Genomic DNA, 13,089 nt, shown 5'->3' on the forward strand with positions numbered 1-13,089 from the left:
ACTTTTAGATTACTAAGAGGGCATTTTACACGTATTCTAGCAATGGACATAAGTGACTTTGTAAAAGCCACTTATTGTAGTTAGGCAATGCTGTAAAAAGGCTTAAAACCTACTTTGTTAAGATAGAAATATAAAGTGAGACCAATCACTTAACGCTGTGATAGTTTGTTCTGTAGGGGGCGCAACATAGATTAAACCTGCAATGGCAATAATTGAAGCTAGCGTAATTAACTTATTATCAAAGTCAGCTATTTTTAAAGCGGTGCCAAAAGAGCGTTTAATTCTGACATTACTTAAATCTACACTGTAAATTTCATCAAGCAATAAATGAATTAATCCGCCTAATAAAATAAACCCACCCGTTAACCAGGCAAAAACGGCTGCTTGTGTGGTTGATTGGTCATTCAGTTTCCATGTTACTTGAGTCGTTAATAGCGCGCATAACAGTATAAATAGTAAAGAGTGGCAACTACCTCTATGTACTGTGATCCATTCAAAAATTGGTCTAATAATATATTTCATAAATCCGTAAACCAATAATGGCACTACGATTAACTCGATAAAGCTAATTTCAATAATGAGCTCGGTGGTTATGTAATGCAGTACCAGTAATACAGCGCTGAGTGCGAATAAGTTAAAAATAGTATCGAGTGATGTTGAGTTATCTGAATCTATATCTGGTAATAAGCCGCCGATTGAGCCTAAAAACCATAACCAGAGTGCGCCCTTTAATTCAATATGTCCTGCAGATAATAAGGTGGCTGAGGCTAAGCCTGTGATGATTACGGCAGTATTAAGATGAGTATTGAAGTTTGCCATTGTATCTCTTGATGGGAAAAAGTAGGGCATTCTATCAATTGAAAAGTTTATTGTTCAATGTTCTTTAAAAATTGGGCTTAAATAACCTTGGCTCTGCTTATAAATCACTCTCTAGTAGCCATTTTTAGTGCTAACTGCGTTGAAAGAGCTCAATTAACCCTCTTACTTTTTAAACTCGTCATAAAATGCAATTTGCCCTCGACCTGTTTCTTTTACGTGGTAGAGCATTTTGTCACCATTGATCATTAATTCGAGTAGTTCATCACCATCATTAGGGCCTACTGCAATACCAATGCTTGCACCCACGGTGCATGTTTTATTTTGTGAAATATAAATGTCTTGTTGTAGCTCATTTAGCAAAGCGATTGATTGCTCACGCGTGACTGCTTTGTTGTAGGTATTAACCTGCCTTGCAACTATAAACTCGTCACCGCCTAGGCGGATGCATATGTCGGTTTCTTGGTTAAAGTGCTTTTTAAATCGGTGTGCTATTTCAATAAGTACTTTATCACCGGCTTCGTGGCCGTAGTTGTCGTTAATGGGTTTAAACTTATCTAAATCAATCATCATTAGTACTAGGTGCTGATTGTGTTTAATGCACTCGCGCAGCGCTTTTTTAAGGCGTTTTTCACCGGCTCGGCGATTAAGTAAGTCGGTAAGTGGGTCGTGATCGGCTTCAAAGCGGGTTTGAAATTCGCGTTCGGCGCGCTCAGTTACATCATGTAAAATTACTTCAACGAAGTGTTCTTGATGAGCGCTTCGCTTTGTTTCACGTTGCTCTGTTAATCTAACAAATAAGCAGTGCAACCAAATGGTTTTATGGCCCACTTTACACTCTATATCTAGGGTCGCTTGTGGCGGGTTTTTATCACAACGAATATCTGCAAGTAGGCTTTGTAATTCATCAACGTTATTTAACAGAGCAGGAAAGTGCAAGGTTGATAATTCTTCTTCGCCGGGTACAGTAAAGTAATGTTTAAACGCGGGATTAAAGGTGGTGATAATATTTTTGTCATCTAATAAACAAATGCCGGCGCTGGCTTGTTCAAAAATAAGTCTAAATTTAGCTTCTAGTTCTTGAGTTTTTTTACGAAGGGATTGCTCATTACTAATGGTTAACTTTAACTCATGCATTAAGGCATTTATACCTTGCGTTAGCCTGCTTATTTCGTCTCGCTTACCTTGCTTAAACTCTAGCATTGTCATGGTTTCGGGATTGGTAGGATCAATTGTCGCAAAGCTGTCTGTTAGGTTTTGAATAGGCTGAGTGAGCCATTTGCGTACAACCAGCGACACAAAAAAAGCGATGACGATTGATTGAATCAGCATTAAAATAAATTCTTTTATAAGTGATGACTGTGCTTGTTGTTCAATAAAGTTATCGTCGGGGTATATGGCCAGTACACCTATAAAAGTGTCTTCTATAAAGGGGTGAACTAATTTAATTAAAACAGCTTCTTTTTTCTTGTTAGTAGAGCCACTTGCAATAAATAAATCCATTTCTCCTTTTGGGTTTACTTCTCCTTCTAAGCTTGCGCCTTGCACTAGATCATTACTTAGCAAGCCATTAATAATTTCTTGGCTTAATTCACGGTCGTTTAGGTAGGCGGCTATGGCGGCTGTTTTTCCCATTGTTTGAGCTAACTGCTGCACGAGTAGGTAATTGGTGTTTTTCTTTTCTTTAAAACCCGAGTAATAAGAAAGTGTTGACGATACTAACGTAACTACAATAGCGACAATTGCGATTGATAGAGCAACGCGTACGTAGAGTGCTTGGCTAATTTTTATCAAATGTGTATACCACTTTTACTGCGTCTGTAACTTGCGATTGAGGAATATAGCCAATTGCAAATTGTGATGCAGCTATTTTGTTTAACGCATCTTCAACGGATGTTGACGGTGATGGGGGCTTTGCGCGTCCTGAAAATAATAACCTTGCCCAATAAGCATTAATTTTTTGCTCATTTTTATTGACCAGTTGCAGGTAAAAATCATTTTTTAATGTTGATTGCGCCGGTAAATCAAGTGGCTTAGAGGTTTCACCATCAGGAAACGTTAAATAGCGACCCATATAAATATCAATAACTTCGCGTTTGGATAAAGCGTTAATTGTATTGTTTTTATTTACGACCACTACAAACTCTGCAGATTTGGTATTAACACTAACAAGCAGCAGGCATAGCGGCAGCAACACATAAAGGAGTGAGTTACGATAGCTCATCATTGTTAAAATACCATACTAGCGTTCAAACTTAGCATATGTACTTTGTGGCCTTTGTCTACATCGGCAGGATTACTAAGACTCCATAAACCAGCGCCTTCGGGCTTTATATCAAAGCGGTCTAGTTGAGCTTTTAGCGCTAATCGCTCTGATAGCTGCCACTTTACACCTATATTAATTGAATGCTGATGAACATAAGGCACCTTAATAGCAGCCTGTGTTGCAAGTGCTAGCTGTTGTATTGGCTCTGAAATTTGATCGGGTATGCCTGGTGAAAAAACAGGTTCGTTTACTTGTATAACATCGTGACGATTTTTTGCTGCTGAAAAGCTAGTGTAAAATATTGCATTGTTTACCCTATAACCAGCGCTAATATAAGTACTGAATACTGATGGAGCTATTATCCAATCGGATTCTGAAATACCTACTTCAGATTGAATAAGCCAATTATTATGATCGTAGGTAAGTCCAAAAGCCGCGTATTCTATACTGTGGCCTTTGGTATTAAATTTGTTAGATATCGTTTGTGCTTGTGGCCATATACTTTGTGGTACTGCGTCTAGTAAGGCTAAAAAATCATCCAATGAGGTTAGCGTATAGTCACCAAAATCAGATTTAGATAAAGAGAAACGTGCGGTCCATGCGTCTAGTGAATAGGTTGCACTAAAGGTGGTTAAATTATCAAAATCAATAAAAAAGTCGTCATTATAGGCTTTTAACTTTGCTGTAGAGCTTCCGTATGCGAGCTTTAAGCGTAAAAATCCTTCATCAATGGCTTTACTGTATTCAACATCCACACCGTCGTAATTTCCTGCAATGTTTGCAAAAGAGTAGTATTCGTGAGGAGGACGTATCCATAAGTAGGCGTATCCTACATAAGGATATTCAGAGAGTAAGTAAAGATCGCTATTTAGCCGGCCAGCACGGATAGCCCAATGGCGCGAGGGGCGGTAACGTACAAAGGCGAGCTCTAAAAAATTATCAAGGCTTTTGAAGGTGTGATCTTGTACTACTACTTGAACCACAGAGTCCCAATTTTTTGAGAGCGATATATTAGCTTGCCCACCTAAAATTGAATCACGCGTTGCTGAAAAGCCTGTATCGTTTTCGTTTAAATAATTAGATGCAAAGGCGATATCTGAATCGTCAGTGTAACTGAGTGTTAAGGATGCAAAACCGCTAAATTGCACGTCTATTTCATTTGCATAGCTTTTACTAGCAGCAGAAATTACCAATATAGCTATGGCAATTGTACCTCGGAACAACATGTTAGCGCTTATTTTTATGATATAGATAATAAAAAGATAGCACAGTTTATTAAATTACCAACTTAAGCATTACAGTGCTTTATGAATTAAATACAAAAAAACATGACACACCCCCTAAATTTTGTACTTTGTTAAGCGAAGTACTGGGCCATAGGAAAAGCAAGATGGAAAATTTGTGTTATCTATTGTTATAAGTGACGACAATATAGATTATGAATAGGGCGGTTTTTTGATATTACCAAACTTAAAACGTGTTGGTTACTGGATGAGCTTTATTTTTATAAGGCTGCTTAAATTAGGCAGCCTTTTGACTTAAAACTTTAAAAGCGCTTATTTAAAATGGTGCATAGCCATCATTTGGTTTATTTGGGTTAGTCCAGCGCTGTTTAGCATCAATAGGAATGCGTGGTGCACCTTGTGCTGGTAATCGACCGCGCTCCCCATACAACCACAATACAAAGTTAGTTCGCCACTGGTAATAGGCTTGGCTGCGTGTGCAATATTGTCACGATGTAACATGGCAGTGCCGGGCTTAAAGGTAAGTGATTTAATGTCACCTGTGTACGGGTGATAAAAGTCAACTTCTGACCCTGTAAACTCTTCCCCTGGTAAGTTTAAGTTAATATTAAGCGTTACGGCCGATGCATCTGTATGTGGGCGAATTGACGAATCTGTGTTTGGCTCATAATAAATAGAAAAACCAAATGTTTGTGTATCAAACCCCATAACTTCCGGGAACAGCATACGTGAAATAGGGCGCATATAAGTGTTTAGTATTTCGTTATAAAATGCTTGAAAGCTTGGCGCGGCTAAATAACCTTCTGATCGACTATCAAGCATTGCACCACGGCGATTTAACACTATGCCGTATGGTGGACGCATAGGAATTTGCGAATTCCATACTTGTTCTAAATATCCGCGTAAAACCGCTAGGCGCTCTGGATCAAAAAATTGAAATTGAAATACATCAGGCGCTACTTCGTGTAATAACGCTTTTACGGCCAGCTCTTTTGATGGATCTTCCCATGCTTGCTTTACTGCTTGGCGTAGGTTTTTATCAAGTAGTGAGTCGCCTAACGTAAACGTTGAGCTATCTATTGATGTTGTTTCCCATTCGCTCCACGCGTTTGTAATTAGGTCGGTGTTGCTATTCCAAAAGTCTTGTACTGCTGGTTCACGGTAAAGCATGGCTTGTCGTGTAGGTAACTCTAGAGCACGCGCTAGCTGTAATTGATTGGCAAACATTTTGTGTAACTCCAGTTGTTGAATTTGGTTTATATCAATCTAGGAGTGCAATTTATTGCATTTGATTTAGTAGATAAACAGCCTGCTTTAGGAAACAGAATATACTATTTATTGATAATGAAGGTTTGTATACTTATTTGAAGCAGAGAAAGCTAGCTTTGTAGATAAGTAAAAGGCTGCACAATATGCAGCCTTTTGTTTGTGTAATTTAAGTTGCTTTATAAATACTAGTGAGTTGCTCTTTCGCCCCAAATATCTTCTAGGCGGCTGTCGCGACCACAACGCCAACGATAAGTGTTGTATCGGATTGGGTTGTTTTTGTAATAATCTTGGTGAAAGCTTTCCCTCCCTTTAATAGGGTAAAAGGTACTTGCGTTTAGTATAGGTGTAACCACAGTTTGATTAGGAAACTCGGCTACTACTGCTGCTTTTGTTTTTTCAGCTAATTTACGTTGTTCGTCGTTTTCTACAAAAATAGCGCTTAAGTAACTAGGGCCTTTATCGCAAAATTGGCCTCTGGCATCAAAAGGATCAATATTTACCCAGTAATGATCAAGTATACCTTGATAGCTTACTATGGCTGGGTCGTAAGTAATTTCTACAGCCTCGTAATGGCCTTTATGATTACCATTATAGGTAGGGTTTTTAAGTTTGCCGCCAGTAAAGCCCGATATTACATCGGTTACGCCTTCTAGCTTTTCAAAGTCACTTTCCATACACCAAAAACAACCTCCAGCTAAAACGGCTTTTTCGGTTTTATCTGCATGAGCAAGTGACGCATAAAACAAAACAGATGAAGTTAAAACTAGAACTAATAATTTTTTCATAAAATCTCGCATCAATATGATGAATGTATAAACAGTTATGTACAGCTAGTAGACCTTTAATTAATAAAAGGTATTTCAATTTTTAGTGGGATAAATATGTTTTAGATCATTAAATAGCAATATTATTTCTACAAGCTGGGCGTACTCGTGTAAAAATACACATATAAACTGCTTTGTATGCAGCTAATAAGTTGAGGCATTATGAATTTAAAAAACACGACTGATCATTACAACAAACTTTCGATTGCGCTGCATTGGCTCATGTTACTACTAATGATAGCCGTATATGCTTGTATAGAGTTACGAGTATTTTTTGATAAAGGCACCGATACACGTGAAGCATTTAAAATGTGGCATTTTATGCTTGGGCTGTCGGTATTATTTATTGTGTGTATTCGTTTAGTCGTACGTTTTAAAAGTGGTCCAAAACCACTCATAACACCAACGCCACCAAATTGGCAAGAAACGGTAGCTAAAATAATGCATTTGGGTCTATATGTTTTAATGCTTGCAATGCCAATAGCTGGTTGGCTAATTTTAAGTTTTGCGGGCAAGCCTATCCCATTTTTTGGCTTAGAGTTACCTGCATTGGTGGCAAAAAATAGTGATTTAGCAAAACAAATAAAAGAAATACATGAAACCGCTGGCGTTGTTGGTTATTACTTAATTGGCTTACATGCCGCAGCCGCTTTGTTTCATCATTATGTAGTGGGCGATAACACGTTTAAGCGTATGCTATTTGAAAAAAGTAAATAGCCTAGCGCTAGGTAAACTCAAAAAGGGCTTTATATTATGTATAAAGCCCTTTTTGTAATTTAGATTTGGCGGTTAACAAAGTTTATTGTTGGTTTTGTGCTTCACGGGCTAACTGATTTGGTAAAAGTTCTTCTACTATTTCGCGTGCTGGAAGTGTATAGCGTGTGCCGTCAAACATTACTGAGGTAAACTCGTTAATATTAGTAATGCCTGTTAAGGTCCAGCCTTCGCCGCGCTTTGGGCAATATACTGTGGTAGTGGGTTGTATTACTTGAAAATCGTCACTCATTACGTTCTCTTACTCTTTTTGCTTTAAAGATAATGCTTGTTAATGGGGTATGGTAAGTTAATAATGCCTGCCCATAAAGAGCTAATTTAACTAACCACTTAAATAAAATGTTTAATACCACAAAGCTTGAACGCGTTACGCTGCGTTTAATTACCCACAAACACGCTGCGTGTTTATTTAATATTTTAAACCACCCGCATGTGTCAGAATTTAACGACTACGAAACACCGCTCAGCAAAACACAAATCAAACAATTAATACAAGATGATATTAGTGCCTATTACGAAGGCGAAGTGATTAGAGTTGCAATTGAACATAATACATCTGGAAAGTTAATGGGTACTTGTGGGCTTTATAATTTAACGCCGTGTAAAAGTAGTGCGTTTATAGGATTTGAGCTGCACTCCGACTTTTGGGATAAAGGCGTAATGTTTGAAGTAGTCACTGGTTTTATTGAAGCGCTACTTAAGGATATTCCGCTTAAACATGTATCGGCTGAGGTGAGTGCACACAATGCACGTTCCCATAATTTACTTATTAAGTTAGGTTTTAGCTTAAGAGAAAATTCTATTTGGCATAAATCACTTTAACGAAAGACGGCAATTATAAGTGCTTATCTTTTTTCAATCCTGAAAGGTCAACGCCTCCAAGTGTAAATTAAATACAAAAAATAACGGCTTTCTATTATAGTTAAGCGTAAGCAAATGAATTTGTTACCCGTGTTTTATTAAATATTTACGCTTAACAAGGATTTTATATGCTAGAAAAACTATCTCAAGATGCGCTTGTTATTTGGGCAACCATTGACCCAATAGGCACTATGGCGCTGTTTGCTGCGCAACCATTGACCCAATAGGCACTATGGCGCTGTTTGCTGCGCTTACTTCTCATTTAACAGATCAACAACGTCGTAAAACAGCCTTTAAAACGGTGCTTTACGCTGGTTGCGTACTATTGGGTTCTATTTTAATAGGGCAGCTAATACTTAATGCGATGGGAATTAGGTTGGTGTCGTTTCAATTAGGGGGCGGAATTATATTGTTTTTGTTTGGCCTGCAAATGATATTTGGAAACGATTCTAACAAAGCTAAACAAGACCCCGAACACGATATTGCGGTCTTTCCGCTAGCTATACCAGCAACTGCGACCCCTGGCGCTATTTTGGCGGTGATACTACTTACCGACAACCACATACACCCAATTACCACTCAAATAGGCACAGCGCTTGTTACACTTGCTGTGTTGGGTATTACACTAATACTGTTGCTGCTTTCGGGTAAAATAATTAAGCTTATTGGTACTGGCGGCGCGTCTATTTTAACGCGTGTAATGGGGATGATTTTAGCCGCGTTTTCGGTTGAGCTTATTATGACCGCGCTTGAAATAAAACAATGGGTTAAGCTCGATTAAATAACTCCTAAACATTTAAAGGAATGCCGCATGGCAATAAAAATAACAAAACACTATTTTATTAATTTAAGTTTAGCCGTAGTAATTTTTGCTATCGGTATTTTAGCCATACGCTATTACAACCATTATGTATCGGCCTATACAGATGTAACAATTAACTCAAGCGTGCTTAATGAGTCGCGCAAGGTGTTTATAAGATTACCCGCTAATTACAATCCTAAAAAAGCGTATCCGTTAATTATTAAAACCGATGGTAACTTTAATTTAGATACATGGGATAAAGCACTTACAAAACAAGCTAAGAGCGAAAAAGGGGATAAGGCTATATTGGTGTCTATTCCTAATTTGTTTTTTACAGATACACGTAATCGCGATTTAGTGCCTCCTTATGCTCGCCAAGATGTAAATACACAAGCGCGCCCAGAGGGCGAAACACTTATAGAGCCTAATGGTGAAGCCGACAAGTTTTTAGCGTTTATTGAAACTGAGTTATTCCCGTATTTATCGGCAAAATATAAGCTTAGTAATAATCGTGTATTAAGTGGTTTTTCGGCAGGTGGTAGCTTTGTACTTTATACACTGCATACAAGGCCTGAACTGTTTAATGGCTACTTTGCATTTAGCCCAGCGGCTTGGTATGACGACATGACAGTGGTTAATAATGTAGAAGCGTTTTTAACTACTCAAGCTAACAAAGTTAAGGCGCCTACTTATTTATATCTTTCGGTGGGTGGGGCAGAGCATCCGTTAATGTTAAAAGCGTTTGATAATTTAGAGTCTGCTTTAACAGCAAACCCTAATAATAACCTTGTGTGGCAAAGCGCTATAAACGAAGGTGCTGAGCATTCAGATAATCCACCACTTAGTGTATCAAAGGCATTAGCTGGTTATAGTGCGTTTATTAAAAAGTAGGTTAGATAGGTTTTAGCGGTAACTGTATGCATATACAGTTACCGCTGTTTTATCTATTTATGATAACGAATCAGCTTCATAGCACTTTACTTAGTTCAATATTATTAACGACTTACAAAGGGAAGTTGGTTTAAATTATTTTTGACAGCAAATACACGTACTGTGTTTATATACAGTACGTAGCTATTGAGTTAGAATGCAGTCAGTACCTATGAGCATATATCACACCTATTTGTTACTGCTTTTAATCAGCCTTACGCCTTTGTGATCAGCAATAAACAGTGTAAGTACTTTTTAATTTCAATATAGTTTCACCACCTTTTTACACTCTTAATGCAATTAATATAAATTAGCTGGTGGCTTTATAGTGAAAGAACACATCATACTAAGTTTTATTATAAAGCTAAACTTAGCAATAGAGTCAAATTAGTAAAAAGTAATCAGTAAGGTAGTGCAAATAATAAAGCGGGAGGTTTAGGTAAAAAGAGCATTTATAAAAATGCTCTTTTGTAAATTACGACTACTTTGTTTTGGTCGGTTTAAAAAACAATACCAGTGCAATTATAAATGCTGAAACGCTACAAATTATAAATACGTTTTTTTCACCACCAGGTATGTACTGCATAAATGAGGTAAAAAACTGACCCGAGAATACAGCCATCGTAAAGTACGATAAGTTACGGCCACGTACTTTCACATAGCTGAGCTCTACCGTCATATGGTTTAAAGGCGCACTTAAGCTCGGCATGTTTAACCTTTATGGCAGCACTGGTTCGAGAATATAAACAGCAATACCCAAGCGTGCACGTTACATTGTTTGAAATGACTGCAACTGAGCAAATACATGCGTTTAAAAACGATTTAATTTATGTGGGTTTTTCACGGCCTTGACCTGATTCAATTAATGATGAATTTGTAAGTCATACTATTTATGTAGATTCATTGGAGGCCATCGTTGATCAAAATCATGCGCTGGCAAATTATAAAAATATTGATTTAGCTAAACTAAAAAATGAGCCATTTATTATTTTTAATAGAGAGGAAGCACTTGGTCTTTTTGATGAAACCATTTTGCAATGCAAACATTAGTGACCGAAGTGGCTGCTGGCTTTGGTGTGGCAATTGCGCCTTATTGCGTACGTAAATTATATAGTGAAGGGTGCCATTTTATAAAACTGAGCGACGTACTCACGCAAATCCCGGTGCTATTACAAATTAAAAAAGCAGATACTAATGCGGCTGTTAATACATTTGTTGAAATAGCCTTAAATGCAGAATTGAGTATTGAAAAAAGTATGGCGGAATAAAAAAAGCCCAGTTAAAAAAGTTAAAAGGGCTAAAAGGGTTGTGCTTAGGGAAGTTGTAGTCGTTTTTAAACTTATATTTAGAGCTTATATTTAGAACTTATATCTAAAACCAAATGCTATACCGTCATCTTCCGACTGCTCCATTTGTGCTTGTTGATCGTCGTTATCACTTTCAAAGTAGCTAAAGTCTTTACGCGCTTCTACGTAGGCAATAGTGTCTTCGTCAATTAAGTAGTGAAGGCCAATAACAGCAAACTGACGCTTAAATACATCGTCTGGATCGGCGTTAAAGTTTGGCTGAATTACGTAGTCATCACCGGCATCAAACACGTTGTAGGCAATAAAAGGGCGAAAATCGTTATCAAAGCGGTAAGATGCAAATGTTTCTATACCTATTGCGTCTTTAATTAAGCGACCAATATTATCTGTGTCGTGGTTTTTGTTTTTATTTATGTTGGCAGCAACGTAAAGGCCTGGCTTATCAATGTTGCCCCACATAATGCCTGCACCGTAAATTAAATCTTCAACATTGCGAGTAGAACCATCGCCAAACGTTAAATCAAACTCGCCACGGTTAATGCCCGCTGTAAGCGTGAGCATATCTGTAGGGGTATATGTTACAGATGCACCAAATGTGTAGTTAAATTCAACTTCTTGGGCTGCACTATCGCCAGAGTTCCATAGCGTTTCGCATTCTTCTTCTGAAATATCGCTTACGTCACAGGTATAAAATTCGCTGTTTTTAAGCTGCGCTTGTACTGCAAAACTAAAATCGTTATAGCTATTGCGGTACTGCACTAACTTATCACCACGGCCAGTGCCATTTACAGCGCCATCGTCTTTGTTATAGGTGTAAACGCCAGCTGCATTACCATCCCATACAAAGCTATTATTTGTGCCATAAACTACGTCGTACCATGCACCCCATTGTTTACCAATGGTAAGTTGACCATACTTTTCGTGTGAAAGGCCTGCGTAACCTAAACGGTTATACAAAAACTCGTCCTGAATTGACTCAAAACGATTGTTATAAATTATATCGCTACTGCCTACAGGGTTTACACCCCATTCTACGAGTGCAAGGGCAGTCCAGTCTTTCTTGAGTTTTCGGGTAAATCCAAAGTTAATGCGCGAAGTACCGTTAACAACTTCGGTTTCGTTTTGTGTGTTAATTACACGCACATCAAGGTATCCACCTACTTTTAGAGTGTTTTTATCATCTTTGTATAACTCTACCGCCGAAACAGCGGGTGCTAATACAATACTTGCGCTAATCAGTGTCGCTAATTTTTTGCTCATCTTGTGTGTTGCCCTGTGTAAATTTCAGTGTTTTTACGTAGGTAAAAATTCAGGTTCGAAGATTAACAAAGCAATAAACGGCTCAAAAGTGAAAAAAAATCAACAAAATTGGACGGCAAACTTAATTGACATTCACTCGAGGTTAATTTTGCTTTTCAGGTGTTGCTGAGGTTTGTTTTTTTAGTTGTTTTGTAGGTAAAAAGGATTGGTAATAAGTGGTGTGTTAAAATTCTAATTTGAATTAATTTCATCTTGATTAAAAAATAGCGACTAGTGCAAAAGCTCTAAAAGTGCTTTATTTTCATAAATATAACTTTTTATTGTTATAGGTTGTACAAAAATGAGTTAAGTAAACACACAAACACGTTAAAAGTGTTTTTACTCTAGGGTCTGTTGATCTTTGCGGATTAAAATTTGTTCAAACTAGGGGCTATTTAATCGCGGCGCGAGGTTTGTAACCTAGTGGGCTAAGTAAAAACCGAGCAACAAAGAGTAAATAGCCCCTAGGAAGACCCCTTTGGGCAGCGCCTGTTTGGCATTAATGCTACGTTATCGCCCATTTATGGGGAATAACCACACTACATAGACTCTGCCTTGCCTTAATACCAAACAGACTGCTGAAAATTTAACCTTAAAAGATCAACAGACCCTAATATATATACCAATTTCTAAACGCTCATATCGGTTTATTATGAATGTATTTATGAATTTTAATTTATCTAAGTTGAATAACAAT

Annotated in this window: 14 protein-coding genes and 1 pseudogene; 6 read left to right on the top strand and 9 right to left on the bottom strand. The window is 37.7% G+C overall.

The genetic code is table 11. The features are described from left to right. Nucleotides 1-117: 117 nt before the first annotated feature. The 6 genes and pseudogenes from CXF76_RS14025 to msrA form a co-directional block, all read right to left on the bottom strand. Nucleotides 118-819 (bottom strand): metal-dependent hydrolase, encoded by a 702-nt coding sequence (locus CXF76_RS14025; RefSeq protein ID WP_024593761.1) that lies wholly within the window; start codon nt 817-819, stop codon nt 118-120. Nucleotides 820-981: 162 nt separating this feature from the next. Then, entirely contained in the window at nt 982-2,610 is a 1,629-nt protein-coding gene (locus tag CXF76_RS14030) for a sensor domain-containing diguanylate cyclase (RefSeq protein ID WP_101163988.1), read from the bottom strand. Further along, complete coding sequence (locus CXF76_RS14035; protein ID WP_101163989.1) at nt 2,597-3,043, bottom strand: hypothetical protein; 447 nt, start codon at nt 3,041-3,043, stop codon at nt 2,597-2,599. The genes CXF76_RS14030 and CXF76_RS14035 overlap by 14 nt, the downstream gene beginning before the upstream one ends. Nucleotides 3,044-3,045: 2 nt before the next feature. After that, complete coding sequence (locus CXF76_RS14040; protein ID WP_101163990.1) at nt 3,046-4,308, bottom strand: hypothetical protein; 1,263 nt, start codon at nt 4,306-4,308, stop codon at nt 3,046-3,048. Between the two features lie 334 nt (nt 4,309-4,642). Continuing rightward, nucleotides 4,643-5,553: pseudogene (locus CXF76_RS14045) on the bottom strand (2OG-Fe(II) oxygenase). A 227-nt stretch (nt 5,554-5,780) separates the two neighbouring features. Next, nucleotides 5,781-6,380: a peptide-methionine (S)-S-oxide reductase MsrA gene (gene msrA, locus CXF76_RS14050; RefSeq protein WP_024589395.1), complete on the bottom strand. Its 600-nt coding sequence runs from the start codon at nt 6,378-6,380 to the stop codon at nt 5,781-5,783. A 201-nt stretch (nt 6,381-6,581) separates the two neighbouring features. Between msrA and CXF76_RS14055 the strand changes: the two genes are divergently transcribed. Then, nucleotides 6,582-7,136: a cytochrome b gene (locus tag CXF76_RS14055; protein ID WP_024589394.1), complete on the top strand. Its 555-nt coding sequence runs from the start codon at nt 6,582-6,584 to the stop codon at nt 7,134-7,136. A gap of 82 nt (nt 7,137-7,218) precedes the next feature. Here the strand turns inward: CXF76_RS14055 and CXF76_RS14060 are convergent, their stop codons facing one another. Continuing rightward, complete coding sequence (locus tag CXF76_RS14060; protein ID WP_024589393.1) at nt 7,219-7,425, bottom strand: hypothetical protein; 207 nt, start codon at nt 7,423-7,425, stop codon at nt 7,219-7,221. Nucleotides 7,426-7,532: 107 nt separating this feature from the next. On the opposite strand from CXF76_RS14060, the gene CXF76_RS14065 reads away from it, so the two are divergent. From CXF76_RS14065 to CXF76_RS14075, 3 genes are all read left to right on the top strand, one after another. Then, nucleotides 7,533-8,015 carry a GNAT family N-acetyltransferase gene (locus CXF76_RS14065; protein ID WP_101163991.1) on the top strand — a complete coding sequence of 161 codons (483 nt, stop codon included), beginning with the start codon at nt 7,533-7,535 and terminating at the stop codon, nt 8,013-8,015. Nucleotides 8,016-8,286: 271 nt separating this feature from the next. Then, nucleotides 8,287-8,835, top strand: a complete 549-nt coding sequence (locus CXF76_RS14070; protein WP_232785127.1) for a MarC family protein — start codon at nt 8,287-8,289, stop codon at nt 8,833-8,835. A 30-nt stretch (nt 8,836-8,865) separates the two neighbouring features. Beyond that, complete coding sequence (locus tag CXF76_RS14075; protein WP_024607191.1) at nt 8,866-9,747, top strand: alpha/beta hydrolase; 882 nt, start codon at nt 8,866-8,868, stop codon at nt 9,745-9,747. Between the two features lie 520 nt (nt 9,748-10,267). On the opposite strand, the gene CXF76_RS14080 is transcribed toward CXF76_RS14075, so the two are convergent. Beyond that, nucleotides 10,268-10,495, bottom strand: coding sequence for a hypothetical protein (locus tag CXF76_RS14080; RefSeq protein WP_232785128.1), 228 nt, complete (start codon nt 10,493-10,495; stop codon nt 10,268-10,270). 11 nt (nt 10,496-10,506) lie between these two features. Between CXF76_RS14080 and CXF76_RS20865 the strand changes: the two genes are divergently transcribed. Together CXF76_RS20865 and CXF76_RS20810 are read left to right on the top strand one after the other, a co-directional pair. Beyond that, a complete protein-coding gene (locus CXF76_RS20865) occupies nt 10,507-10,638 on the top strand; it encodes a hypothetical protein (protein ID WP_263640614.1) in 132 nt (43 codons plus the stop codon). A 185-nt stretch (nt 10,639-10,823) separates the two neighbouring features. Further along, nucleotides 10,824-11,054 carry a hypothetical protein gene (locus tag CXF76_RS20810; RefSeq protein WP_024589389.1) on the top strand — a complete coding sequence of 77 codons (231 nt, stop codon included), beginning with the start codon at nt 10,824-10,826 and terminating at the stop codon, nt 11,052-11,054. Between the two features lie 90 nt (nt 11,055-11,144). Here CXF76_RS20810 and CXF76_RS14090 read toward each other — a convergent pair whose 3' ends face one another. Continuing rightward, entirely contained in the window at nt 11,145-12,353 is a 1,209-nt protein-coding gene (locus CXF76_RS14090) for a porin (RefSeq protein ID WP_101163992.1), read from the bottom strand. Nucleotides 12,354-13,089: the final 736 nt, after the last annotated feature.

This window comes from Pseudoalteromonas sp. 78C3 (assembly GCF_002836695.1).
GTDB classification, from domain to species: Bacteria; Pseudomonadota; Gammaproteobacteria; order Enterobacterales; family Alteromonadaceae; genus Pseudoalteromonas; species Pseudoalteromonas arctica.

What these genes read in the sequence shown, in the direction of transcription:
- CXF76_RS14065 (WP_101163991.1), top strand. Translation starts at nt 7,533, where the DNA reads ATGTTTAATACCACAAAGCTTGAACGCGTTACGCTGCGTTTAATTACC.
- CXF76_RS14080 (WP_232785128.1), bottom strand. Translation starts at nt 10,495, where the DNA reads ATGCCGAGCTTAAGTGCGCCTTTAAACCATATGACGGTAGAGCTCAGC.
- CXF76_RS14025 (WP_024593761.1), bottom strand. Translation starts at nt 819, where the DNA reads ATGGCAAACTTCAATACTCATCTTAATACTGCCGTAATCATCACAGGC.
- CXF76_RS14070 (WP_232785127.1), top strand. Translation starts at nt 8,287, where the DNA reads ATGGCGCTGTTTGCTGCGCTTACTTCTCATTTAACAGATCAACAACGT.
- CXF76_RS20865 (WP_263640614.1), top strand. Translation starts at nt 10,507, where the DNA reads ATGGCAGCACTGGTTCGAGAATATAAACAGCAATACCCAAGCGTGCAC.
- msrA (WP_024589395.1), bottom strand. Translation starts at nt 6,380, where the DNA reads ATGAAAAAATTATTAGTTCTAGTTTTAACTTCATCTGTTTTGTTTTAT.
- CXF76_RS14075 (WP_024607191.1), top strand. Translation starts at nt 8,866, where the DNA reads ATGGCAATAAAAATAACAAAACACTATTTTATTAATTTAAGTTTAGCC.
- CXF76_RS14090 (WP_101163992.1), bottom strand. Translation starts at nt 12,353, where the DNA reads ATGAGCAAAAAATTAGCGACACTGATTAGCGCAAGTATTGTATTAGCA.
- CXF76_RS14060 (WP_024589393.1), bottom strand. Translation starts at nt 7,425, where the DNA reads ATGAGTGACGATTTTCAAGTAATACAACCCACTACCACAGTATATTGC.
- CXF76_RS14035 (WP_101163989.1), bottom strand. Translation starts at nt 3,043, where the DNA reads ATGATGAGCTATCGTAACTCACTCCTTTATGTGTTGCTGCCGCTATGC.
- CXF76_RS14040 (WP_101163990.1), bottom strand. Translation starts at nt 4,308, where the DNA reads ATGTTGTTCCGAGGTACAATTGCCATAGCTATATTGGTAATTTCTGCT.
- CXF76_RS20810 (WP_024589389.1), top strand. Translation starts at nt 10,824, where the DNA reads ATGCAAACATTAGTGACCGAAGTGGCTGCTGGCTTTGGTGTGGCAATT.
- CXF76_RS14055 (WP_024589394.1), top strand. Translation starts at nt 6,582, where the DNA reads ATGAATTTAAAAAACACGACTGATCATTACAACAAACTTTCGATTGCG.